This is a genomic window from Dethiosulfatibacter sp. (assembly GCF_983023055.1).
In genome coordinates, this window is record NZ_CEZJXU010000003.1 from 1 (window position 1) to 23,260 (window position 23,260).

Below are 23,260 nucleotides of genomic sequence, written 5' to 3' on the forward strand. Positions count from 1 at the left end.
TGGAAGAAGGATTGAGATTTGCGATCAGAGAAGGCGGAAGAACTGTTGGAGCAGGCGTTGTTGCTAAAGTAGTTAAGTAATTCCATACTATTTAAAATATTCAGGCAGGTCATTGACCTGTCTGTTTTATTTTTTTGTTTTTCAAAATAGAAACCTCGTCAGTTGTAAGACAAAGCAACTAAGTAGAGATGAACTTGCGGCATAATTACTTTCGATTTCTTATACCTTGTATGAAAAGGATGAAATCAAGTCTCTGACTGGGATAGAGCAAGTGGGACAAAAAACGACACCATGTGGATGACAAAAAACAGGTTTTGATTAAAAAAACCTGTTTTTTTATTGCTAAATCAAAGTAAACTTAAAATACTTTTGAATTTACTTTAATTAATAAAAATGGCAAAGAATAAGTATTAAATTAATAAAAACAACTTAAATACCGTTTAAAAAGTATTTAAGTTGTACTATATTGATGCTATAATCCATAGATGTAATATATTAAAAAGTGGTTATTAGGAGGATCAATTGGCAACGGTAAATAAGAAGAGTTATTCAAAATTTAGGTCAACAATAGAGACAACATTTTTCAGAAATAATATTAAGAATGTAAATAATTTAAAAGAAGCATACGAACTGGCAAAAAAATCACCAGGTACAATAATAACTGATCAGACTGTACATGGTGCTGAGACCATAGGTCTTGAAAAGGATTCAAAGGTATTGCTTTTTAACGACGGGTCCATAACAGGGAGATACAAGGATGCCAGAGTTATAATAGGAGAACCAGGAATAGATGCGGAAAAATATGCTTCCATATTAAGGGATGCCATGTACCAAAGCAGATACAGTTCTCATTTGGTTGCATCATCATATATAGGACTGGAAGAAGAATTTATGTTAAAGGCCAAGCTCCTGATTACTGAGGGAAATGAAAATCTTATGTACAACTGGCTTTTAAACTTTCAATATGTTAATGAAGAATACAAAACACTTTATAATAAATCAGAAGTGCATGATGAAGAGGATATCCTCATTTATTCAAATCCTGACTGGTATCATCCGGAGCACCCTTGTGGCCTTGCAATTTTTGACCCGGACAACAACTGTGCTGCAATTCTGGGATTGAAATATTTTGGAGAGCATAAGAAGGGAAGCTTGACACTGGCATGGAATATTGGAAGGAAGCTTGGATATGCACCTTGCCATGGAGGAATAAAGGAATTCTCACTTGAAGACGACAATAAATATGTAATGAGCTTCTTTGGCCTGTCTGGTTCAGGAAAGTCCACTTTGACTCATCACAAACACAACAATAAATACGAAACAAAAATACTTCATGATGATGCATTTGTCATTTCCACTGAGGATGGTTCAACAATAGCTCTTGAACCATCATATTTTGACAAGACTCAGGACTATCCAGAAGGATGTGAAGACAATAAGTATTTATTGTCGGTACAGAACTGCGGAGCAAGGCTCAATGAAGAAGGAAAGGTAGTGCTTGTTACTGAAGATATTAGAAACAGCAACGGAAGGGCTATTAAGTCAATACTATGGAAGGAAAACAGAGTAAACAAGTTTGACAGAAGCATCGATTCAATAATATGGATAACAAAGGACCCTGCACTTCCACCAGTACTAAAGGTTAATGATTCTGTACTTGCAGCAACATTTGGTGCTACACTGGCAACCAAAAGATCAACTGCAGAGAGAATTAAGGAAGGTGCAAGTTACAATGACCTTGTCATAGAACCATATGCAAATCCTTTCAGGACTTATGCCCTGGCTGAAGACTATGTTAAGTTCAAGTATCTTTTTGAAAACAAGGGTGTAGACTGTTATGTAGTAAATACAGGAAGTTTTGTGGACAAGGATGTTAATAAGGAAGTAACAATAGAAGCAATAGAAAGAATTGTGGAAGGCAGAGCTGAGTTTAAGGACTTTGGATATTTGGAGGATATGGAGTATCTGGATTTTGAAGGATTCAATCCTGATTTTGACAATCAAGATTATGATAAGCTTCTGAAAAAAAGTATAAAGATAAGGATCGATTACCTCAAGATGATGATGATGGAAAGACAGGGAATTGATTCTCTTCCTGTAGAAACCATAAATGCTTTGGAGAAATTTCTCATGAAGATAAAAAAGATTGCATAAATAGGAAATGGCCTTGAAGCGTTGGTATTTTGTGTTTAAGAGAACTTTTCGAGAGAATAATATCCACTTTGGAGGATAATATTATATAGTTGTTTTTTTATATGATTATTTTTTAAATATATTTATTTAACTCTTGACTTTTCAACAGAATCGTATATAATCAAGAGGCAGTTTAAATTCGGTAAGTACAAGCAGGATATGACATAAGCATATCTGCTATTATTTTGTTCAGAGGAAATATTAAAAAAATGTAACATTTAAAATTTATCTTGATTTATTGCTGTGTTTTATGTAGAATGTTCTAGTGTGCCGCATGCGAAGAAGCAGGAGGTTGCCGGTTTGACCGGGTAATTTTTGCGGAGCAAGTCTTGCTATAAGCGAGGCGAAAAGGAATACCATCTTTTAAAAAAAAGATAGTGAACACCTGGGAGGGTGTTCATGGGAATGACCTTTTCGTATGAATGGTTTACAATACGAATAAATAAGGGAGGTAACACAATGGAAAATAGTCAAAAGATTAGAATTAGATTGAAAGCATATGATCATCAGATACTTGATCAATCAGCTAAGAAAATAGTTGAAACTGCTAAATCAACAGGAGCTGACGTTGCAGGGCCGATTCCTCTGCCAACTGAAAAGCAAATCATTACAATCTTGAGAGCTGTACATAAGTACAAAGATTCTAGAGAGCAGTTCGAGCAAAGAACTCACAAAAGATTGATTGATATTTCTAATCCTACACCAAAGACTGTGGATTCGCTTATGAAATTGAATCTGCCTGCAGGTGTAGATATTGAAATCAAACTGTAAAAGTAGAGAGAAAAGATATAGACACTCTGCTTAGTATGATTGCAGTAATTGTAATCCGCTGTAAGAAAAATGGAGGTGTAAACGGATGAAAGCAATTATAGGTAAAAAAGTAGGTATGACTCAAATCTTTGTTGAAGATGGGTCCCTGGTACCTGTAACAGTAATTGAATCACAAGGAATGGTTGTAGTGCAAAAGAAAACTGTCGATAAAGACGGTTACGATGCAATCCAGGTTGGATTTGGTGAGATCAAAGCAAAAAATGTGAACAAGCCAAAGGCTGGCCATTTTGAAAAAGCTGAAGTAGAAGCAACGAGACTTTTGAGAGAATTCAAAGTTGAAGATCTTGACGCGTATGAGGTTGGACAGGTAATAACTGTTGAAACATTTGCTGCAGGAGACAAAATCGACGTTGTAGCAACATCAAAAGGTAAAGGAACTGCCGGAGTAATCAAGAGACACGGACATTCTAGAGGCCCTGAAACTCACGGTTCTAAGTCACACAGGGTAACTGGTTCTTTAGGATCATCTGCATATCCTGGAAGAGTAGTAAAGGGTATGAAGAGTGCTGGAAGAATGGGTAACGAAAGAGTAACAATACAAAACTTGGAAGTAGTAAGAGTTGACGCTGAGAAAAACTTATTGCTTGTTAAAGGTGCAGTACCTGGACCTAAAAAGGGTTTTGTAACAGTAAAGGAATCATTTAGATAATCAATATTTAGTGAAAGGAGGATTATGTATGCCTAAAGTAGCTCTTTATAATGTGTTAGGCGAACAAGTTGGCGACATTGAGTTAAATGATGACGTGTTCGGTATTGATATAAATACACATGTAATGTATGAAGCGGTTAAGGTTTACCTGGCTAATCAGAGACAGGGAACACAATCGGCAAAAACGAGAAGTGAAGTAAGAGGTGGAGGAAGAAAGCCTTGGAGACAAAAAGGAACTGGTAGAGCGAGACAAGGTAGTATCAGATCACCTCAATGGAAAGGCGGTGGAGTTGTATTTGCTCCAAAGCCAAGAGATTACAGTATGAAGTTGCCTAAAAAGATAAGAAGACTTGCATTGAAATCTGCATTTAGCGCAAAAGCTCAATGTGATGAAATAATAGTTCTTGATGCTTTAGCAATGGAAGCTCCAAAAACAAAAGAAATGCTTAAAGTTCTTGGTAACCTAAAGGTTGGTAAGAAAGCATTGGTTGTAACTACTGATAAGGATGAGAATGTTGTATTGTCAGCAAGAAACATCCCAGGAGTAAAAACGGCACAAGTTAGTACATTGAATGTTTACGACATTTTGAATCACGATGCATTCATAATTACTAAGGATGCAGTTAATAAAGTGGAGGAGGTGTATTCCTAATGCGCAGTCCACATGATATAATAATCAAACCAATAGTAACAGAAGCCAGCATGGATAATATGGCTGAAAAGAAATACACATTCAAAGTAGATAAAAAAGCTAACAAAACTGAAATTAAAAATGCTGTAGAGCAGATATTCAGTGTAAAAGTAGCTAAAGTCAATACTTTGAATATGATTGGAAAGATGAAGAGACAAGGTGCGAATATTGGTAGAAGAGCAGGCTGGAAAAAAGCTATTGTAACTCTTACCAAAGACAGCAACACAATCGAATTCTTTGAAGGAATGTAATAAACGAAGGAGGAACGAAAATGGGTATTAAAAAGTTTAGACCTACTTCTCCGGCTTTGAGACAAATGACAGTATCGACTTTTGAAGAAATCACTTCAACTGAACCAGAAAAGTCACTGTTGGCTCCTCTTAAGAAACACGCAGGTAGAAACGTAAGAGGAAAAATTACAGTTAGACACAGAGGTGGCGGACACAAAAGAAAGTACAGAATCATAGATTTCAAAAGAAATAAAGACGGAGTACCAGGAAAAGTAGCAACTATAGAATATGATCCTAACAGAAGTGCAAATATAGCGCTTATACACTATGTAGATGGCGAAAAGAGATATATCATTGCTCCAAACAAGATTAACGTAGGGGACCAGATTATTTCGGGACCAACTGCTGACATCAAACCGGGTAATGCTCTTAAACTTAAAAACATCCCTGTTGGTACAATCATACACAATATAGAGCTTAAAGCTGGAAAAGGAGCACAACTTGTAAGATCTGCAGGTAACTCGGCTCAGCTTATGGCGAAAGAAGATAAATATGCACAGGTAAGACTTCCATCAAGTGAAGTTAGGCTTGTAAGTGTTGAGTGTAAGGCAACTATCGGACAGGTTGGAAATCTTGATCATGAGAATATTACAATCGGTAAAGCTGGAAGAAAGAGACACATGGGCTTTAGACCTACAGTTAGAGGTTCTGTAATGAATCCTAATGACCATCCACACGGTGGTGGTGAAGGTAGAGCACCTATTGGTAGACCTTCTCCTGTAACTCCATGGGGTAAACCTGCATTAGGTTATAAAACTAGACAGAAAAATAAGAAATCTGACAAGATGATTATTAAGAGGAAAAAGTAAAGTCATTCGGTGAAAGGAGGAACTTCTGATGGGTAGATCGTTAAAAAAGGGACCTTATTGTGAACCTAGTCTTTTGAAAAAGATTGACGATATGAATAGCAACAACGAAAAGAAAGTTATCAAAACATGGTCTAGAAGATCAACAATATTTCCTGAAATGATAGGTCATACGTTGGCAATTCATGATGGTAGAAAGCATGTTCCCGTATATGTTACTGAAGATATGGTAGGGCATAAGCTTGGAGAATTTGCTCCAACTAGAACTTACAGAGGACATGATAAAACTGAAAAATCTTCGAAATTAAGATAGAAGAAGGGAGGTATTTTTAGTGGAAGCTAAAGCAACTGCGAAGTATATAAGAATCTCACATAGAAAAATGAAGTTCATTTGCGATATGGTTAGAGGTAAAGATTTAAATGAAGCATTGGCGATTTTGAAATTCACTCCCAAAAAAGGAGCACGTGAATTAGAACAGGTAGTTAAGTCTGCAGCAGCTAATGCGGAAAACAATTTTGATCTTGATAGAGATAAATTGTATGTAAGCAAAGTAAGCGCCGATATGGGACCAACTCTTAAGAGATGGAGACCTAGAGCAAAAGGTGCAGCATATAAAATTTTAAAAAGATCAAGTCACATAAACGTTACTGTTGAAGAAAGAGTATAGTAAAGGAGGTAGACGATGGGTCAAAAAGTTAATCCTCACGGACTTAGAGTTGGTGTAAACAAGGATTGGGACTCAAGATGGTATGCAGACAAAAAACATTTTGCTGACAATCTGATTGAAGACTATAAGATACGTGAATTTATAAAAAAAGAACTTTACTTAGCTGGAATAGCAAAGACAGAAATCGAGAGATTTGCTAACAGAGTTAAAGTGAATATATTCACAGCGAAGCCTGGAATGGTAATAGGAAAAGGCGGATCTGGTGTTGAAATGATCAGAAACAAGCTTGAAAAGCTGACTGAAAAAACTGTAATAATCAACGTTGAAGAAGTCAAGCGTCCTGATTTGGATGCACAGCTTGTAGCTGAAAGTATCGCTAGCCAGATTGAGAGAAGGGTATCCTTCAGAAGAGCAATGAAACAGTCTATTCAGAGAAGTATGAGAATGGGAGCAAAGGGAATAAAGACTTTGGTTTCAGGAAGACTTAACGGAGCAGACATGGCAAGAAACGAAGGGTATAGCGAAGGTAAGATACCTCTTCAAACTCTTAGAGCTGACATCAGTTACGGATTTGCTGAAGCGGACACTACTTATGGTAAGATTGGTGTTAAAGTATGGATTTGTAGAGATGAAATATTTAGTGCAAAGCAAAGACCAGAAGTTGACAGAAGAGATAACAGAAAAAAAAGACCAAAGAAGAACTATAATAAATAACAGTAATCCCGCAGGAAGGAGGATGTCGAATTATGTTAATGCCTAAAAGAGTAAAACGTAGGAAACAACACAGAGGCAGAATGACTGGTGTAGCTACGAAAGGCAATAAATTATCTTATGGTGAGTTCGGAATCCAGGCATTAGAGCCAGCATGGATAACATCTAATCAGATAGAAGCAGCCAGAAGAGCTATGACAAGATATGTAAAAAGAGGCGGAAAAATCTGGATAAAAATATTTCCAGACAAGCCTGTAACAAAAAAACCTGCAGAAACAAGAATGGGTAAAGGTAAAGGCTCTCCAGAGTATTGGGTAGCAGTAGTCAAGCCGGGCAGAGTAATGTTTGAAATGTCAGGTGTGCCAGAAGATGAAGCAAGAGAGGCGATGAGACTTGCTATTCACAAATTACCTATAAAATGCAAGTTTATAATGAAAGCAGAGCAGGGAGAAAAGGAGTAAAACAGTTAGCGAATTGAATGGATTGTTAGTGGACCTTAAAACAGAATTATTTAATTTGAGATTTCAGTTAGCTACTGGTCAACTGGACAATACATCAAGAATCAATATAGTTAAAAAAGATATTGCTAGAGTTAAAACGGTTTTAAGAGAAAACGAACTAAGTCTTAACGTACAGTAGTAGGCTAAGAAAGGAGGACTATTTGGTGGAAAGAGGAAACAGAAAAGTAAGAATTGGAAAAGTAGTTTCTGACAAAATGGATAAAACCATTGTAGTAGCAGTAGAAACTTTCATATCCCATCCTTTATACAGCAAAAAAGTTAAGAACACAACTAAGCTGAAAGCCCACGATGAAAATAATCAGTGTGGAATTGGCGACAAAGTTAAGTTAATGGAAACTAGACCACTATCTAAGGACAAGAGATGGAGATTGGTGGAAATATTAGAAAAAGCTAAATAAACCTTACGATTAGCGAAGGGAGGTTAACACAAATGGTACAAACGGAATCGAGACTGAGAGTTGCTGATAATTCAGGTGCTAAAGAAATACTAGTAATCAGGGTTATGGGTGGTTCAAGCAGAAGATATGCCAATATAGGCGACATCGTGGTTGCGACTGTTAAAAGCGCAACACCAGGTGGAGTTGTTACAAAAGGTGATGTTATAAAAGCTGTAGTTGTTAGAACTAAGAAAGGTGTTGGAAGAAATGACGGCACATATATCAAGTTCGACGAAAACGCTGCTGTAATCATAAAAGAAGACAAGACACCAGTAGGTACACGTATATTTGGACCTGTCACAAGAGAATTAAGAACTGGTAACTTCATGAAAATAATATCATTAGCACCTGAAGTACTTTAATGGGAGGTGTAAACATGCACGTAAAGAAAGGCGATAAAGTAGTAGTTGTTTCCGGAAAGGACAGAAGCAAAACTGGTAAGGTTTTGGCTTGTATGCCTAAGGAAAGCAGAGTTATCATAGAAGGAATAAACATGCTTACAAAACACAAGAAAGCTAGTAATCAAATGCAGCAGGCTGGTATCATCCATCAGGAAGGTCCAGTAGACGCTTCGAATGTTATGATTTACTGTGAAAAATGCAAGCAGGGAGTTAGAACATCGGTTAAAGTTCTAGAAAATGGTAAAAAAGTTAGAACTTGTGTAAAATGTGGAGAAATGTTTGAATAATTCATTGAAAGGAGGTACAGACAATGGCTTCAAGGTTACAAGAAAAATATAATAATGAAGTAGTGCCGGCTTTAATGGAGAAATTTAAATATGACAACATTATGCAGGTGCCAAAAGTCGATAAAGTTACAATAAACATGGGAGTTGGCGAAGCTAGGGAAAACCCTAAAGCTTTGGAAAGTGCAGTCAAAGAAATGACTACAATTGCTGGTCAAAAACCTGTTTCGACTAAGGCTAAAAAGTCAGTTTCAAACTTTAAACTTAGAGAAGGTATGAGTGTAGGTTGTAAGGTGACTTTAAGAGGAATTAAAATGCATTATTTTCTTGACAAGTTCATGAATATTGCATTACCTAGGGTAAGAGACTTCAGAGGAGTACCAAATAAATCATTCGACGGAAGAGGAAATTATGCTATGGGTATCAAAGAGCAATTAATTTTCCCAGAAATCGATTATGATGAAATTGATCAAATCAGAGGTATGGACGTAATAATAACAACAACTGCCAAAACAGATGAAGAGGCAAGAGAGCTTCTAAAATTAATGGGAATGCCTTTTACCAGGTAGAAGGAGGATAAAATGGCTAAAACGTCACTAAAAGTTAAGCAACAAAGAAAACAGAAATTTAGCACAAGAGAATATTCTAGATGTAGAATCTGTGGGAGACCACATGCGTACTTAAGAAAATTTGGTGTTTGCCGTATTTGCTTCAGAGAATTGGCTTACAAAGGTCAAATCCCTGGCGTAAGAAAAGCAAGCTGGTAATCTATAGTATTAATGAAAGGAGGTTACATAAATGGTAATGACTGATCCTATTGCTGATATGTTAACAAGAATCAGAAACGGAAATCATGCAAAACACGAGTCTGTTGATATCCCGGCATCAAACATAAAGAAGGAATTAGCAAATATATTGCTGTCTGAAGGATATATCAAAGGATTTGATGTAATCGAAGATGGAAAACAAGGTTTAATCAGAGTTGAATTAAAATACACAAATGAAAAAAGCAGAGTAATCACAGGAATCAAGAGAATATCTAAGCCTGGATTAAGAGTATACGTTAGGCAAGACGAAATACCAAGAGTACTTGGAGGACTAGGCATAGCAGTTCTATCTACTTCAAAAGGCATTCAGACTGGCAAAAATGCCAAGAAGCAAGGAGTAGGCGGAGAAGTAATCTGCTACGTTTGGTAATTTACACGAGGAGGTGCTAAAATGTCAAGAATAGGAGTAAAACCTATAGAAATACCTGCAGGTGTAGAGGTTAAGATAAGCGATAAAAATTTCGCAGAGGTTAAAGGACCAAAAGGATCTTTAGCTGAACAACTTCCAAGAGACATGCAGGTTGAGATTAACGACAATATCATAGAAGTCAAAAGACCTACAGATAACAAGAAGCATAAATCTTTGCATGGTTTGACTAGAACTCTAATCAGCAACATGGTTGTTGGAGTTACAGAAGGATACGCAAAGAAGCTTGAGATTGTTGGTGTTGGTTACAGAGCTAAAAAAGAAGGAAAGAAGCTTGTTATGAACCTTGGATATTCTCATCAAGTAATTATGGAAGATCCTGATGGAATTGAAACTGTTATTGAAGGACAAAACAAGATAACAGTTTCAGGAATAAACAAGCAACAAGTAGGAAACTACGCTGCAGTCATTAGAGACTGGAGAAAACCTGAGCCTTATAAAGGTAAAGGAATCAAGTACGAGAATGAGATTATAAGAAGAAAAGCTGGTAAAACAGGTAAATAATAGAAAGGAGTGAGTCCGGATGATAAAAAAAGTTAATAAGAATAAAAAGAGACAAAAAAGACACATGAGATTGAGAAATAAAATCCAAGGAACTCCTGAAAGACCAAGATTAAATATATTCAGAAGCTCAATGAACATATATGCTCAAGTTATAGATGATACTAAAGGATTTACTATTGCTTCAGCATCGAGTAAGGATAAAGAAATAGTAGAAAAAATAAATGGTCTTAACAAAACAGAAGCCGCTAAGATTGTAGGCCAGGAAGTAGCTAAAAAAGCTATGGAAAAAGGCATAGATACTGTAATATTTGATAGAGGTGGATATCTTTACCATGGTAGAGTTAAATCTCTAGCAAATGGAGCAAGAGAAAGCGGACTTAAGTTTTAGTAAAGGAGGTAATGATAGTTAATGGAACGTAGCCGAATAGATGCAAGTCAATTTGACTTACAGGAAAAAGTTATAAACATCAGCAGGGTAACAAAGGTTGTTAAAGGTGGTAGAAACTTTAGATTCAGTGTTCTTGTAGTTGTCGGTGATGAAAACGGACATGTAGGTGTAGGAACAGGAAAAGCTATAGAGATACCAGAAGCAATCAAGAAAGCTATCGAAGCTGCTAAGAAAGCCATGATAGAAGTTCCTTTGGAAGGAACAACAGTACCTCATCAAATAGTAGGTGAGTTTGGAGCTGGTAGAGTACTAGTAAAGCCGGCCTCACCAGGTACAGGAGTTATAGCTGGAGGACCAGTTCGTGCGGTACTAGAGCTGGCTGGAGTAAAGGACATAAGAACTAAATCATTAGGTTCTAATAACCCTAGAAATATGGTTAATGCTACAATGGTAGCTTTGAAAAGCCTTAAAAAGCCAGAAACAGTAGCACGACTTAGAGGTAAAACCTTAGAGGAAATCCTATAAAAAAGGAGGAAGAACCTTGGCAACAATTAAAGTAAAGCTAGTTAGAAGTAAAATTGGAAAGACTCAAAAACAAAAAAGAACAGTCGAAGCTTTAGGTTTGAGAAAAATTGGTCAAGTGGTTGAAAAAGAAGATAATCCTCAAATTAGAGGAATGATCAACGTAGTAAGCCATATGGTTGAAGTAGAAGAGTAAAAACAAACCAAAAGGAGGTGCAAATATGAAACTGCATGAGTTAAAGCCAAATCCGGGCAGTGTTAGAAATAGGAAAAGACTTGGTAGAGGAACAGCTTCAGGTCAAGGTAAAACTGCAGGAAGAGGCCAGGATGGTCAAAATTCAAGATCTGGTGGAGGAACAAGACCGGGTTTTGAAGGTGGTCAGATGCCTCTATACAGAAGAATACCAAAAAGAGGATTCACAAATATATTCGCTACAAACTATTCAGAAATCAATCTTGATACTTTGAATAGGTTTGAAGACGGAACAGAAGTTACTCCTGAAATGCTTAAGGAACTTGGAATCGTTAAAAAGCAACTTGACGGTGTTAAGGTTTTAGGTAGAGGAGAACTGGAAAAGAAACTTATAGTAAAAGCTCACAAATTCAGCAAAAGCGCAGTAGAGAAAATCGAAGCTGCAGGCGGAAAGGTTGAGGTGATATAAGTTGATTGAAACCCTAAGAAATGCATGGAAAATTCCGGATCTAAGAAAGAGGATATTATTTACTCTTGCGATGATTGCAGTGTATAGATTAGGTTCACAAATACCCGTACCTGGAATCGATAGAACTGTAATAAGTCAGATGTTCAGTGGGGACACAGGTGCAGGATTATTAGACTTTATCGACCTGATGTCTGGTGGAGCATTTAAAAACTTCACAATATTTGCTCTCAACATATATCCATACATAACTGCTTCAATCATTCTTCAGTTGTTGACAATTGCAATACCTAAACTTGAAGAAATAGCAAAAAGAGAAGACGGAAAGCAGAAACTTGCTCAATACACAAGATACTTGACAGTAGTTTTGGCATTGGTACAGGCAGTAGCATACACAGTAGGATTCTTTAATTCAGCTTTGTTGTCGTCGAACGTACTTGATATAATAACTGTTGTTCTTACGTTGACTGCTGGTACAGCATTTCTTATGTGGCTTGGAGAAGAGATAACTGAAAAAGGAATAGGAAATGGAATATCCATTATTATCTTCATCGGTATATCTTCTAGAATACCTGCAGGAATAGGAAAAACTTTCGGACTTCTTAAGGCTGGAACAGTTAATATATTCGAAGTATTGTTGTTTGTATTGTTTGCGCTTGTAATAATAGTTGCAGTTATCTTAGTACAGCAAGGCGAGAGAAGAATAAACGTTCAGTATGCTAAAAGAGTTGTTGGAAGAAAGATGTATGGTGGACAAAGCACACATATTCCAATTAAAGTATTGATGGCTGGAGTTATTCCGGTAATATTCGCATCATCATTACTGGCATTTCCACAAACACTTGCATTCTTCTTTAAAGGAGATTTAGTAAACTGGGTTGAGAAATACATGTCACCTGCCGGAAATCCGGGAGTTTGGATTTATTCCGCACTCAACATATTGCTAATAATATTCTTTACATACTTCTATACAGCGGTTCAATTCAACCCATATGAGTATGCAAATAACCTGAAGCAATACGGAGGATTCGTACCTGGTATAAGACCTGGAAAACCAACAGCAGAGTATTTGAATAAGGTATTGTCAAGGATAACAATAGTCGGAGCAGTAACTCTAGCGTTTATAGCATCAATACCGACATTAATATTCTCATTTACAAACCTCAGCCTTAACTTTGGAGGAACAGCGCTGCTAATAGTAGTAGGTGTTGCCCTTGAAACAATGAAGCAGGTTGAATCGCAAATGCTTATGAGACATTACAAAGGATTTTTGAAATAAATCATTTAGGAGATGTACTATGAGATTGATACTTTTAGGACCTCCAGGAGCTGGTAAAGGAACTCAAGCAGAAGGTATATCAAAAGAATTTAATATTCCGCATATATCAACTGGAGATATATTCAGAAAAAACATAAAAGAAGGAACTGAGCTTGGAAAGAAAGCACAGGAATACATGAACAAGGGACTTCTAGTTCCCGACGAGTTGGTTGTTGATCTTGTAAAAGACAGACTGACTCAGGATGATTGTGGCAGTGGATTCCTACTGGATGGATTTCCAAGGACAATTCCGCAGGCTGAAGCACTGGATACAGAGCTTGATAAGCTAGGAATGAAATTAGACAAAGTAGTAAATATTGAAGTTGACAAAACGATTTTAGTAGAAAGAGCAGTGGGCAGAAGAGTTTGCAAACAATGTGGAACTGCTTATCATATTAAATTCAATCCACCTGAAGCAGAAGGAATTTGCACAAAATGTGGTGGAGAACTTCAACAAAGAAAAGATGACACAGAAGAAACTGTTTCAACTAGAATAGAAGTTTACTTGGATCAAACAGAACCATTGATAGGCTACTATTCAAAGCAGGAAGGAACTGTATTAACTATTAACGGACAACAGGAAATCAAGACTGTTTCAAATGACATAATAACTGGTCTTAGGGGCTAGTAAAATGATTATTATTAAAACAGATAGAGAAATCCAATTGATGAGGGAAGCGGGCAGAATAAATGCTCAAGCTCACAAAGTTGCAGAAGAAATGATTAGACCTGGGATAACAACAAAGGATATTGATGAAGCTGTTGAAGATTTCATCAGATCTAAAGGTGCAGTTCCAACGTTTAAAGGTTTTCAAGGGTTTCCAGCGTCCATATGTTCATCTGTCAATGAAGAAGTGGTTCATGGAATACCGGGAAACAGAGTTTTGTTAGAAGGAGACATCGTAAGCGTAGACATTGGATCAACCTATGATGGATATGTCGGAGACAGCGCCAACACTTATGCTGTAGGCAAAATCAGCGACGAAGCACAAAGACTCATAGATGTTACAAAACAAAGTTTCTATGAAGGTATCAAGTTTGCTAAAGAAGGTTACAGATTATCTGATATTTCTCACGCTATACAGGAATGTGTAGAAAAAGAGGGATTTTCGGTAGTAAGAGATTTTGTAGGTCACGGCATAGGAAAAGAAATGCACGAGGATCCTCAGATTCCTAACTTCGGAAAACCAGGAAGAGGTCCCAGATTACAAAAGGGAATGGCCCTTGCGATTGAACCCATGGTAAATCAGGGTGTGTACAATGTCTGGTTGTTGGAAAATGATTGGACAGTGATAACGAGAGATAAAAAGCTTTCGGCACATTATGAGAATACCATTGCAATAACTGATGGAGATCCGGTAATATTAACAGCACTGTAAGAGGTGATAAAATGGAAATTACAAATGACTTGAGAGTAGGTCAAATTGTAAAATCTAAAGCTGGAAGAGACAAGGGACGTATTTTCATTATAGCCGAGATTGTGGATGACATTAATGTAAAGATTTGCGACGGTGAGCTAAGAAAAGTTAGCAAACCCAAGCTTAAGAAAATTAAGCATTTGATAGTCTACAACAGGGTATTTGAAGAAATCGAAACTAGAGTCAGCAAAAACGAAAAATTAAACAATGCATACATAAGAAGGTTATTGGAGCCTTATAATGTCCAAATATAACACAGGATGGGGGTTAAAAAACTAATGTCAAAGAAAGATTTAATTGAATTAGAAGGTAAAGTAGTAGAAGTTCTTCCAAATGCGACATTTAAGGTGAAGCTGGAGAACGGACACGAGATTTTGGCTCACATTTCTGGTAAGCTGAGAATGAATTATATTAGAATTCTGCAAGGCGATAAAGTTACGGTCGAGTTGTCACCTTATGACTTGTCCAAAGGCAGAATCACTTGGAGAAAAAAATAAGTAGGAGGTATTACCGTGAAAGTAAGACCATCAGTAAAGCCTATTTGCGAAAAGTGTAAAATTATCAAAAGAAAAGGTAAAGTAATGGTTATATGCGAAAACCCTAAGCATAAACAAAAGCAGGGTTAACAATAAAGTACCGCAGTTAAAAACAAATTGTAGGAGGTGTAGTCTTAATGGCCAGAATTGCTGGTGTAGACCTACCAAGAGATAAGAGAGTGGAAATTGGTTTGACATATATTTTCGGTATAGGAAAATCAACTTCACAAAAGATTTTAGCAGAAGCTGGAATCGGCAAGGACACACGAATTAAAGACTTAACTGAAGAAGAAGTAAGTAAATTGAGATCCGAAATAGACAAGGTTCCTGTTGAGGGAGACTTGAGAAGAGATGTAGCAATGAACATCAAGAGACTTAAGGAAATTAATTGCTACAGAGGATTGAGACATAAAAGAGGACTTCCTGTTAGAGGACAAAACACAAAGAATAATTCTAGAACTAGAAAAGGTCCAAAAAGAATATCAGGAAAGAAGAAATAGTTAGGAGGGACTTAAGTGGCTAAAAAAGTACAAAAGAAAGCTACCAGAGTTAGAAAAAGTGAACGTAAGAACATTGAAAGAGGTCAGGCTCATATCCATTCAACTTTCAATAACACTATAGTTACTTTGACTGACGTACGTGGTAATGCTATATCATGGGCTAGTGCAGGAGTGATGGGCTTTAAAGGTTCAAGAAAGTCTACTCCTTTTGCAGCTTCTATGGTTGCTGAAGAAGCAGCTAAGAAAGCAATGGAACATGGATTGAAATCAATTGAAGTATATGTTAAAGGACCTGGAGCAGGTAGAGAAGCAGCTATCAGATCACTTCAGGCAACAGGATTGGAAGTAAGCCTTATAAAGGATGTTACACCAATTCCACACAATGGTTGTAGACCACCAAAACGTAGAAGAGTTTAATTAGGAACGGAGGTGTAATTAATGGCAAGATATACTGGACCAGTATGTAGACTTTGCAGAAGAGAAGGTACAAAACTTTATCTCAAAGGAGATAGATGTTATACAGATAAATGTGCTCTTAGCAGAAGAAATTACGCACCTGGTCAGCATGGACAAAGAAGAACCAAGCTGACAAACCACGGTGTACAGTTGAGAGAAAAGCAGAAAGTAAGAAGATATTACGGAGTATTGGAAGGACAGTTTAACAAATACTATGACATGGCTTCAAAAGAAAAAGGTGTCACAGGTGATAATTTCCTTAGAATGCTTGAGAGAAGATTTGACAACATAGTATTTAGACTAGGACTTGCAACTTCTAGAGCAGAAGCTAGACAACTTGTAGTTCACGGACATTTCAAAATCAACGGCAAAAAAGCTGATATTCCATCAATGCTTTTAAATGTTGGTGATGTAATCGAAGTAAGCGAGAAGAGCAGAGCTTCAGTTAAGTTCAAAGCTTTAGTTGAAAATCACAAGGCAACAGCTCCACAATGGCTGTCTGTTGACGCTGAAAACCTTCAAGGTAAGGTTATAGCTGAACCAAGCAGAGATGATATTGAGCTGCCAATAGAAGAACACTTGATCGTAGAGTGGTATTCTAAGTAGACCATCCTCAAAAACTAAAAATTCGAAGGAGGGTTTCTGGATGATAGAAATTGAAAAACCTAATATCACCTTAGTGGAACAAGATGAAAGCAAGACGTATGGCAAAATTGTATTGGAGCCTCTTGAAAGAGGTTTCGCTACAACTTTGGGAAACTCCTTAAGAAGAATCCTATTGTCTTCATTGCCTGGAGCTGCAGTTACATCAATAAATATTCAAGGAATATTGCATGAATTTTCATCAATTCCTGGAGTAAGGGAAGATGTAACAGAAATTATTCTTAACATTAAGAATATAGCTGCTGTAATGCGCTCGAATGAACCTATTCAATTGTTAATTGATGCAAAAGGTCCAAGAGAGCTAAAGGCTGGAGATATAATAACTGGAGGAGAAATCGACATTATCAATGAAGATCTTCATATAGCAACACTTGAAGATGGAGCAGAGCTCATAGTTGAATTGGAGATGGAAAAAGGCAGAGGATACGTCAGAGCTGAAAACAACAAAAAAGAATCTCATGCAATAGGGGTAATACCTATAGATTCTATTTATACTCCTGTCAATAAAGTAAACTTTTTAGTTGAAAATACAAGAGTTGGCAACAGGACCGATTTTGACAAACTCACACTTGAAGTATGGACAAACGGAACTATAGAGCCAGAGGAAGCAGTTTCACTAGGAGCTAAAATCTACAATGAACACCTTAACCTGTTTATCTCCCTGACTGATCACATCAGCGATGTGGAAATCATGGTAGAAAAGGAAGAGGATGAGAAAGAAAAAGTTCTTGAGATGACTATAGAAGAGCTTGACTTATCTGTAAGATCTTACAACTGTCTGAAAAGAGCAGGAATCAACTCTGTTGAGGAACTGACTATGAAATCAGAAGATGATATGATGAAGGTAAGAAATCTTGGAAAGAAATCTCTTGAAGAAGTTCAGAAGAAGATAGCAGAATTGGGACAGCATCTGAAAACATCTGATAATTAATCTGAAGTAAAGGAGGTTAAGTATGGGTAAATACAGGAAACTGGGTCTTCCGTCTGATCAAAGATTAGCTATGTTTAGAAATATGACAGCTAGCTTGATTGAAAACGGTAGAATTCAAACTACAGATACTAGAGCTAAAGAATTAAGAAAATTTACAGAAAAGATGATTACTCTTGGTAAAAGAGGCGATCTTCACGCAAGAAGACAAGCATATTCATTTATATATGATAAGAACGTAGTAGCTAAACTTTTCGAAGAAGTAGCTCCTAAGTATGAAGATAGAAATGGCGGTTACACAAGAATACTCAAATTGGGACCACGCAGAGGCGATGGTGCTGAAATGGTAATAATAGAATTAGTGTAAACATCTGGGATTAAGCAGCAATTTTGTTGCTTAATCCTTTCCATATATATAAGCAAAAAAACAATAATAACAGATTGACATTTTACTACAACAAGGTTATGCTTTAATGTGTTACAGAAGAAAAAATCGAAACATTGAAATCAATAGGTTTGAAATTTTTCTAAATATCAGTAAGGGTTCATGTTCTGGTAGAACAGGGAGCTGGTATTCATAAAGATTTTGAAACAGATGGGATGTTGATTAAGGAGACAGACATGAATCCAATAATTAAGATAGAAAACGTAAGCTTTAAATACAACCAGGAAGACAAACTTGCACTTGACAGTGTGAGCCTTGATATAGAAAAGGGCGAATTTGTCGCAATTTTGGGACACAATGGGTCGGGTAAATCAACACTTGCAAAGCTCATAAACTCACTGTTGCTTCCCACAAAAGGAGATATCACCGTAAAGGATATGAATACCAGGGATGACGACAAGCTCTGGGAAATAAGACAGACTGCAGGTATGGTATTCCAAAATCCTGATAACCAGCTTGTAGCAACCATAGTTGAGGAAGATGTTGCCTTTGGACCTGAAAACCAAGGCGTAGAACCTGATATGATAAGAAAACTTGTAGATGACTCACTGAAGGCTGTTGACATGTATGAATATAGAAAAAGACCACCCCACCTTTTGTCAGGAGGTCAAAAGCAGAGAATAGCTATTGCTGGAGTTCTGGCTCTTAATTCTGACTGTATAATACTTGACGAACCTACAGCAATGCTTGATCCTTCGGGAAGAAGCGAGGTTATGGATACCATCAAGATGCTCAATAAAGAAGAAGAAAAGACAATACTTCTAATAACTCATTATATGGATGAAGCAGTACAGGCTGACAGGGTTGTTGTAATGGACGGTGGAAAGGTGCAGCTTCAAGGAACTCCAAAGGAAGTATTCAAAAACATAGATCAAATAAAAGAATTCGGACTGGATGTACCCCAGGTGACTGAACTTGCACATAATCTGAGGAAAGAAGGAATAAACCTGTCCGATGATATAATATTGATAGAGGAACTGGTGGAAGAACTATGTCGATAAAAACAGAAAAACTGTCATTCTACTACAGCCAAGGAACACCTTTTGAAACCAAGGCATTGGATGAAGTTTCTATAGAAATAAAAAAAGGTGATTTTGTAGGAATAATAGGACATACAGGATCGGGAAAATCCACCTTGATACAACACTTCAACGGGTTAATTATGCCTGAAGAGGGAATTGTAAAGATAGATGAAAGAAATATAAAGGACAAGTACCTGAAGATGAAGCTCATAAGGCAAAAAGTAGGCCTTGTGTTTCAATATCCTGAATACCAGTTATTCGAGGAAACTGTATACAAGGATGTATCATACGGTCCAATGAATCTTGACCTAGACAGCCCTGAAATAGACAGGAGGGTTAGATACGCCCTTGAGCTGGTTGGATTTAACGTTGACGATATAAAGGACAAGTCACCCTTTGATTTAAGTGGAGGCCAGAAAAGAAGGGTTGCCATAGCAGGAGTGCTTGCCATGAAGCCTGATTATCTAGTTCTAGATGAGCCTACTGCAGGTCTGGACCCTGCAGGAAGAAACGAAATACTCTCAAGGATAAGGCAACTTCATGAAAGTGGAATAACCATTATACTGGTTTCCCACAGCATGGAAGACGTTGCAAGGCTTGTAAAATATATTTATGTAATGTATAAGGGTAAAATCCATATGGAGGGAGATCCTCACCAGATATACAAAAATTCGGAAGAACTTAAGAGGATAGGACTTGGAGTTCCTCAAGTTGTTGATGTAATGAAAGCCTTAAAGGAAAAAGGCATAGATGTGGACACCAACAAGCTTACAGTTGGGGAAGCTACAGAGGAAATACTAAAGGTATTAAGGAGCAGACAAGATGTTTAAAAATATAACTATTGGACAACATTATCCTGTTGAATCTAAAATACACAATCTTGATCCAAGACTTAAACTGGTTATTACCCTTTTATACATAATCACTCTGTTTTTAATAAATAAGTTTCCAGTATATCTTGTAGTTGTCGTTTTTCTAGTAATTGTGGTCAAGGTGTCAAATGTACCTGTAAAAATGGTAATCCTTGGATTAAGGCCCATACTCATAATAATAATGGTTACCTTCTTCATAAACCTATTCATGACGGCAGGAGAAGTAATATGGCAGCTGGGCCCCCTGGACATAACTAGAGAAGGGTTGAGACAAGCAGGATTTATGGCTTTGAGACTGATGCTTCTTATCATGGGAACATCAATGCTTACTTTGACGACTTCTCCCATACTATTGACGGATGGAATAGAGAGTCTTTTGAATCCATTCAAGAAAATCGGATTGCCGGCCCACGAGCTGGCAATGATGATGACTATAGCATTAAGGTTTATTCCAACATTAATGGAAGAGACTGAAAAAATAATGCAGGCCCAAAAAGCAAGGGGAGCCGATTTTGAAAGTGGCAATCTTATCAAAAGAGCAAAAAGCCTTGTGCCTCTTCTGGTACCTCTTTTCGTAAGTTCTTTCAGAAGAGCAGACGATTTGGCAATGGCAATGGAAGCCAGATGCTATAGAGGTGGAGAAAACAGGACGAGAATGAGAAAACTTGCAATAAATAAAACTGACTATGGTGCAATGGTTATGACAGCAGTTTACATTGCTGCAGTAGTTGGACTAAGGATATTTTGGTGATAATGTGGAAAAGAACTATAAACTGACAATTGCCTACAAGGGAACCGACTACAGCGGATGGCAGGTCCAGCCCTGTCAAAGGACTGTACAGGAAATTGTGGAAGAAACCTTTAAATCTATGTTCAAATCGGAAATAAAGCTTTCAGCCTCGGGAAGAACCGATGCAGGGGTACACGCCTTGGCTCAGGTGGCAAACTTCAGGTCAGAAGTAAAGATACCCCCTGAGAAGCTTGTGCAGGCTCTTAACACCAAACTGCCTGGAGATATAAGGATAAAGGACTGCTGTATAATGGATGAAGAATTCCATTCAAGATATTCTGCAATAGGCAAGACCTACCTTTACTATATATACAACAGCAGGATAAATAGTCCATTCTGGAAAGATTTCAGTTATATGGTACCCTATAGCCTAGATTTCGATAAAATGACATTGGCGGCCGAAGGATTCAAAGGAGAGCATAACTTTTTGGGATTCATGTCAACTGGGTCTTCTGTAAAGGATACCGTAAGGACAATACTCGATATAAAATTGCAAAAGCATGATAACATGGTAATAATGGAAATTACAGGAAATGGATTTCTATACAATATGGTAAGAATAATTGCAGGAACCCTCATCGATATAGGAAGGGGAAGAATACCAGCAGAAGACATAAAAGAAATAATAGATTCAAAGGATAGAAACAGGGGAGGACATACGGCAAAAGCCAATGGACTTTTCCTGAAAAGGGTATATTATAAAGAAGAGGAAATATTCCAGTGTACAAGTAAAAAAACACTTGACACACTAGGCTCCTTGTTATAAACTATCGTAGTATGTGAGATTAGGAATCCACTAGCCCCGGGTTCTTATGATGAATGAAATAGATTAATTAGAATATGAGGAGGAAAAGCTATGAGAAGTTACATGGCGAAGCCTAGTGAAGTAGAAAGAAAATGGCACGTTATAGACGCAGATGGCAAGACTTTAGGTAGACTTGCAACAGAAGTAGCAACACTTTTAAGAGGAAAGCACAAGCCTATATACACTCCACATGTAGATACTGGAGATCATGTAATAGTAATAAATTGTTCAAAAGTTGTATTGACAGGTAAAAAATTAGACCAAAAGATGCATAGACATCATACCGGATATATGGGTGGTCTTAGAGAAGTTACATACAGAGAATTTATGAGCAAGACTCCTGAAAGAGCAGTTTTCTTGGCTGTTAAAGGAATGCTTCCTAAAAACACGCTTGGAAGACAAATGGTTAAAAAACTTAGAGTATATGCAGGTGCTGAGCATGAAAACGAAGCACAGAAGCCTGAAGTATACGAATTTTAATTAGGAGGATATGATGAAAGCTCAATTTTACGGAACTGGAAGAAGAAAGAAAGCTATTGCCAGAGTATTTATGACTCCTGGTAAAGGTGAAATTACAATAAACAAAAGAGACATCGACAACTATTTTGATTATGAAACACTAAAGACAATAGTTAAAGAGCCTCTTATGATAACAGATTCACTTGATAAATATGATATTATGTGTACAGTAGTAGGTGGTGGATACACTGGCCAAGCTGGAGCAGTAAGACACGGTATCTCAAGAGCATTGCTACAAGCTGATGTAGATCTTAGGCCTATTCTTAAGAAGGCTGGATTTCTTACTAGAGACTCAAGAATGGTCGAAAGAAAGAAACCAGGACTCAAGAAAGCAAGAAGAGCTCCACAGTTCTCAAAGAGATAGAAAAGAAGATTTCAGAATCCCTCAAACCATTGGTTTGGGGGGTTTTTTATTGTATAATAGATAAAAGACACACGAGGAGTTGCCAATATGAAAAATAAGTTGGGAATCATTGTAAATGACCTTGAGATGAAAAATACAATTGAAGAATTATATCCCCAAGAGACCCAGTTGGGAAATATAATAATTGAAACTTTAGATAGAGAACATGTTGATGAACAAGGATATCGATTGGAATCCAAAGGCGCCCGTGTTATTATTGGTCGAAGTGGTACCTATGACAGAAGTGTGGGAAATGTGTCCGTTCCGCTCCTTAGATTGAAGGTTACAACTTCGGATGTTTTCAGTGCATTGATCAAGGGGTTGGAATTCAAAAAAAAGATGGCTTTAATAATCTGGGATGAAATCAACTTTGACAGATCCTGGTTGAAATTTATACCTGGAGATATCGAAATCCATACTTTTTCCCATGGTAACGATATTGCCATGGTTTATAATAAGGTGGTTGCATCTAATCCGGAATGTGTCATTATTGGAGGTGGTGTTGTCTGTTCTTGTGCCAGAAAAGACGGAGTTTCATCTGTTTTCATAAATGCTTCTGATGAATCAATTTCTGAGATTGTGGACCATGCCAAAGAAGTACTTGGTCATCTGGACAACATTGATTTTCAACATGAAATCCTTACAAAAACCCTGAATAGTGTAAGAGATGCGGTCATTGTCATAGATGAAAAAGGACAAGTACAGCTGTTCAATGAACGTGCCCAGAATATATTAAAGATAGGTATGGGAAGGGTTATCGGTAAAAAACTTACTAC

Annotated in this window: 41 protein-coding genes; all 41 read left to right on the forward strand. The window is 37.2% G+C overall.

The window, feature by feature from the left end:
* A partial coding sequence (locus AC3AX0_RS00315) for an EF-Tu C-terminal domain-related protein (RefSeq protein WP_487548347.1) occupies positions 1 to 80 on the forward strand: 80 nt, incomplete at its 5' end.
* A 442-nt stretch (positions 81 to 522) separates the two neighbouring features.
* Complete coding sequence (locus AC3AX0_RS00320) at positions 523 to 2,154, forward strand: phosphoenolpyruvate carboxykinase (ATP) (protein WP_487548308.1); 1,632 nt, start codon at positions 523 to 525, stop codon at positions 2,152 to 2,154.
* 498 nt (positions 2,155 to 2,652) lie between these two features.
* Positions 2,653 to 2,964, forward strand: coding sequence for a 30S ribosomal protein S10 (gene rpsJ / locus AC3AX0_RS00325; RefSeq protein WP_487548309.1), 312 nt, complete (start codon positions 2,653 to 2,655; stop codon positions 2,962 to 2,964).
* An 85-nt stretch (positions 2,965 to 3,049) separates the two neighbouring features.
* Positions 3,050 to 3,673, forward strand: a complete 624-nt coding sequence (rplC, locus tag AC3AX0_RS00330) for a 50S ribosomal protein L3 (protein WP_487548310.1) — start codon at positions 3,050 to 3,052, stop codon at positions 3,671 to 3,673.
* Between the two features lie 28 nt (positions 3,674 to 3,701).
* The gene (gene rplD, locus AC3AX0_RS00335; RefSeq protein WP_487548311.1) at positions 3,702 to 4,325 is read left to right on the forward strand and encodes a 50S ribosomal protein L4; all 624 of its coding nucleotides are present in this window, start codon (positions 3,702 to 3,704) and stop codon (positions 4,323 to 4,325) included.
* Entirely contained in the window at positions 4,325 to 4,615 is a 291-nt protein-coding gene (gene rplW, locus AC3AX0_RS00340; protein ID WP_487548312.1) for a 50S ribosomal protein L23, read from the forward strand. The genes rplD and rplW overlap by 1 nt, the downstream gene beginning before the upstream one ends.
* A gap of 20 nt (positions 4,616 to 4,635) precedes the next feature.
* Positions 4,636 to 5,463: a 50S ribosomal protein L2 gene (rplB, locus tag AC3AX0_RS00345; protein ID WP_487548313.1), complete on the forward strand. Its 828-nt coding sequence runs from the start codon at positions 4,636 to 4,638 to the stop codon at positions 5,461 to 5,463.
* 28 nt (positions 5,464 to 5,491) lie between these two features.
* Positions 5,492 to 5,773, forward strand: coding sequence for a 30S ribosomal protein S19 (gene rpsS / locus AC3AX0_RS00350; RefSeq protein WP_487548314.1), 282 nt, complete (start codon positions 5,492 to 5,494; stop codon positions 5,771 to 5,773).
* Between the two features lie 19 nt (positions 5,774 to 5,792).
* Complete coding sequence (rplV, locus tag AC3AX0_RS00355; RefSeq protein WP_487548315.1) at positions 5,793 to 6,128, forward strand: 50S ribosomal protein L22; 336 nt, start codon at positions 5,793 to 5,795, stop codon at positions 6,126 to 6,128.
* 15 nt (positions 6,129 to 6,143) lie between these two features.
* Entirely contained in the window at positions 6,144 to 6,842 is a 699-nt protein-coding gene (gene rpsC, locus AC3AX0_RS00360; RefSeq protein WP_487548316.1) for a 30S ribosomal protein S3, read from the forward strand.
* A gap of 32 nt (positions 6,843 to 6,874) precedes the next feature.
* Entirely contained in the window at positions 6,875 to 7,300 is a 426-nt protein-coding gene (gene rplP / locus AC3AX0_RS00365; protein WP_487548317.1) for a 50S ribosomal protein L16, read from the forward strand.
* Between the two features lie 13 nt (positions 7,301 to 7,313).
* Complete coding sequence (gene rpmC, locus AC3AX0_RS00370) at positions 7,314 to 7,478, forward strand: 50S ribosomal protein L29 (RefSeq protein WP_487548318.1); 165 nt, start codon at positions 7,314 to 7,316, stop codon at positions 7,476 to 7,478.
* Positions 7,479 to 7,503: 25 nt separating this feature from the next.
* Positions 7,504 to 7,758 (forward strand): 30S ribosomal protein S17, encoded by a 255-nt coding sequence (gene rpsQ, locus AC3AX0_RS00375; protein WP_487548348.1) that lies wholly within the window; start codon positions 7,504 to 7,506, stop codon positions 7,756 to 7,758.
* A gap of 32 nt (positions 7,759 to 7,790) precedes the next feature.
* Positions 7,791 to 8,159 carry a 50S ribosomal protein L14 gene (rplN, locus tag AC3AX0_RS00380; RefSeq protein ID WP_487548319.1) on the forward strand — a complete coding sequence of 123 codons (369 nt, stop codon included), beginning with the start codon at positions 7,791 to 7,793 and terminating at the stop codon, positions 8,157 to 8,159.
* A gap of 14 nt (positions 8,160 to 8,173) precedes the next feature.
* A complete protein-coding gene (rplX, locus tag AC3AX0_RS00385; protein WP_487548320.1) occupies positions 8,174 to 8,485 on the forward strand; it encodes a 50S ribosomal protein L24 in 312 nt (103 codons plus the stop codon).
* Between the two features lie 23 nt (positions 8,486 to 8,508).
* A complete protein-coding gene (gene rplE / locus AC3AX0_RS00390) occupies positions 8,509 to 9,051 on the forward strand; it encodes a 50S ribosomal protein L5 (RefSeq protein ID WP_487548321.1) in 543 nt (180 codons plus the stop codon).
* A gap of 12 nt (positions 9,052 to 9,063) precedes the next feature.
* The gene (locus tag AC3AX0_RS00395) at positions 9,064 to 9,249 is read left to right on the forward strand and encodes a type Z 30S ribosomal protein S14 (RefSeq protein ID WP_487548322.1); all 186 of its coding nucleotides are present in this window, start codon (positions 9,064 to 9,066) and stop codon (positions 9,247 to 9,249) included.
* A gap of 31 nt (positions 9,250 to 9,280) precedes the next feature.
* The gene (gene rpsH / locus AC3AX0_RS00400) at positions 9,281 to 9,679 is read left to right on the forward strand and encodes a 30S ribosomal protein S8 (RefSeq protein WP_487548323.1); all 399 of its coding nucleotides are present in this window, start codon (positions 9,281 to 9,283) and stop codon (positions 9,677 to 9,679) included.
* Between the two features lie 21 nt (positions 9,680 to 9,700).
* Entirely contained in the window at positions 9,701 to 10,240 is a 540-nt protein-coding gene (gene rplF / locus AC3AX0_RS00405) for a 50S ribosomal protein L6 (protein ID WP_487548324.1), read from the forward strand.
* A gap of 19 nt (positions 10,241 to 10,259) precedes the next feature.
* Positions 10,260 to 10,628: a 50S ribosomal protein L18 gene (rplR, locus tag AC3AX0_RS00410; RefSeq protein ID WP_487548325.1), complete on the forward strand. Its 369-nt coding sequence runs from the start codon at positions 10,260 to 10,262 to the stop codon at positions 10,626 to 10,628.
* A gap of 21 nt (positions 10,629 to 10,649) precedes the next feature.
* Positions 10,650 to 11,153, forward strand: a complete 504-nt coding sequence (rpsE, locus tag AC3AX0_RS00415) for a 30S ribosomal protein S5 (protein WP_487548326.1) — start codon at positions 10,650 to 10,652, stop codon at positions 11,151 to 11,153.
* Between the two features lie 16 nt (positions 11,154 to 11,169).
* Positions 11,170 to 11,346 carry a 50S ribosomal protein L30 gene (gene rpmD, locus AC3AX0_RS00420; protein WP_487548327.1) on the forward strand — a complete coding sequence of 59 codons (177 nt, stop codon included), beginning with the start codon at positions 11,170 to 11,172 and terminating at the stop codon, positions 11,344 to 11,346.
* Positions 11,347 to 11,371: 25 nt separating this feature from the next.
* Complete coding sequence (rplO, locus tag AC3AX0_RS00425; protein ID WP_487548328.1) at positions 11,372 to 11,812, forward strand: 50S ribosomal protein L15; 441 nt, start codon at positions 11,372 to 11,374, stop codon at positions 11,810 to 11,812.
* A 1-nt stretch (position 11,813) separates the two neighbouring features.
* A complete protein-coding gene (gene secY / locus AC3AX0_RS00430; protein ID WP_487548329.1) occupies positions 11,814 to 13,088 on the forward strand; it encodes a preprotein translocase subunit SecY in 1,275 nt (424 codons plus the stop codon).
* A 19-nt stretch (positions 13,089 to 13,107) separates the two neighbouring features.
* Entirely contained in the window at positions 13,108 to 13,755 is a 648-nt protein-coding gene (locus AC3AX0_RS00435; RefSeq protein ID WP_487548330.1) for an adenylate kinase, read from the forward strand.
* 4 nt (positions 13,756 to 13,759) lie between these two features.
* Positions 13,760 to 14,506: a type I methionyl aminopeptidase gene (map, locus tag AC3AX0_RS00440; RefSeq protein WP_487548331.1), complete on the forward strand. Its 747-nt coding sequence runs from the start codon at positions 13,760 to 13,762 to the stop codon at positions 14,504 to 14,506.
* A gap of 11 nt (positions 14,507 to 14,517) precedes the next feature.
* The gene (locus tag AC3AX0_RS00445; protein WP_487548332.1) at positions 14,518 to 14,799 is read left to right on the forward strand and encodes a KOW domain-containing RNA-binding protein; all 282 of its coding nucleotides are present in this window, start codon (positions 14,518 to 14,520) and stop codon (positions 14,797 to 14,799) included.
* A 24-nt stretch (positions 14,800 to 14,823) separates the two neighbouring features.
* Positions 14,824 to 15,042, forward strand: coding sequence for a translation initiation factor IF-1 (gene infA, locus AC3AX0_RS00450; protein WP_487548333.1), 219 nt, complete (start codon positions 14,824 to 14,826; stop codon positions 15,040 to 15,042).
* A gap of 15 nt (positions 15,043 to 15,057) precedes the next feature.
* A complete protein-coding gene (gene rpmJ / locus AC3AX0_RS00455; RefSeq protein WP_008516283.1) occupies positions 15,058 to 15,171 on the forward strand; it encodes a 50S ribosomal protein L36 in 114 nt (37 codons plus the stop codon).
* Positions 15,172 to 15,218: 47 nt separating this feature from the next.
* Positions 15,219 to 15,581, forward strand: coding sequence for a 30S ribosomal protein S13 (rpsM, locus tag AC3AX0_RS00460; RefSeq protein WP_487548334.1), 363 nt, complete (start codon positions 15,219 to 15,221; stop codon positions 15,579 to 15,581).
* Positions 15,582 to 15,596: 15 nt separating this feature from the next.
* Complete coding sequence (gene rpsK / locus AC3AX0_RS00465) at positions 15,597 to 15,998, forward strand: 30S ribosomal protein S11 (protein WP_487548335.1); 402 nt, start codon at positions 15,597 to 15,599, stop codon at positions 15,996 to 15,998.
* Positions 15,999 to 16,019: 21 nt separating this feature from the next.
* Positions 16,020 to 16,643 carry a 30S ribosomal protein S4 gene (gene rpsD / locus AC3AX0_RS00470; RefSeq protein WP_487548336.1) on the forward strand — a complete coding sequence of 208 codons (624 nt, stop codon included), beginning with the start codon at positions 16,020 to 16,022 and terminating at the stop codon, positions 16,641 to 16,643.
* 40 nt (positions 16,644 to 16,683) lie between these two features.
* On the forward strand, positions 16,684 to 17,631 hold the full coding sequence (locus AC3AX0_RS00475) for a DNA-directed RNA polymerase subunit alpha (RefSeq protein ID WP_487548337.1): 948 nt from the start codon (positions 16,684 to 16,686) through the stop codon (positions 17,629 to 17,631).
* Between the two features lie 22 nt (positions 17,632 to 17,653).
* Complete coding sequence (gene rplQ, locus AC3AX0_RS00480) at positions 17,654 to 17,995, forward strand: 50S ribosomal protein L17 (protein ID WP_487548338.1); 342 nt, start codon at positions 17,654 to 17,656, stop codon at positions 17,993 to 17,995.
* Positions 17,996 to 18,249: 254 nt separating this feature from the next.
* Positions 18,250 to 19,074 carry an energy-coupling factor transporter ATPase gene (locus tag AC3AX0_RS00485; RefSeq protein WP_487548339.1) on the forward strand — a complete coding sequence of 275 codons (825 nt, stop codon included), beginning with the start codon at positions 18,250 to 18,252 and terminating at the stop codon, positions 19,072 to 19,074.
* On the forward strand, positions 19,065 to 19,925 hold the full coding sequence (locus AC3AX0_RS00490; protein ID WP_487548340.1) for an energy-coupling factor transporter ATPase: 861 nt from the start codon (positions 19,065 to 19,067) through the stop codon (positions 19,923 to 19,925). Before AC3AX0_RS00485 ends, AC3AX0_RS00490 begins: the two co-directional genes overlap by 10 nt.
* The gene (locus tag AC3AX0_RS00495; protein WP_487548341.1) at positions 19,918 to 20,718 is read left to right on the forward strand and encodes an energy-coupling factor transporter transmembrane component T family protein; all 801 of its coding nucleotides are present in this window, start codon (positions 19,918 to 19,920) and stop codon (positions 20,716 to 20,718) included. Before AC3AX0_RS00490 ends, AC3AX0_RS00495 begins: the two co-directional genes overlap by 8 nt.
* Before the next feature lie 4 nt (positions 20,719 to 20,722).
* Positions 20,723 to 21,523, forward strand: a complete 801-nt coding sequence (gene truA, locus AC3AX0_RS00500; protein ID WP_487548342.1) for a tRNA pseudouridine(38-40) synthase TruA — start codon at positions 20,723 to 20,725, stop codon at positions 21,521 to 21,523.
* A 90-nt stretch (positions 21,524 to 21,613) separates the two neighbouring features.
* The gene (gene rplM, locus AC3AX0_RS00505) at positions 21,614 to 22,042 is read left to right on the forward strand and encodes a 50S ribosomal protein L13 (RefSeq protein ID WP_487548343.1); all 429 of its coding nucleotides are present in this window, start codon (positions 21,614 to 21,616) and stop codon (positions 22,040 to 22,042) included.
* Between the two features lie 10 nt (positions 22,043 to 22,052).
* Positions 22,053 to 22,445, forward strand: a complete 393-nt coding sequence (gene rpsI, locus AC3AX0_RS00510) for a 30S ribosomal protein S9 (protein WP_487548344.1) — start codon at positions 22,053 to 22,055, stop codon at positions 22,443 to 22,445.
* Positions 22,446 to 22,532: 87 nt separating this feature from the next.
* A partial coding sequence (locus AC3AX0_RS00515; RefSeq protein WP_487548345.1) for a PrpR N-terminal domain-containing protein occupies positions 22,533 to 23,260 on the forward strand: 728 nt, incomplete at its 3' end.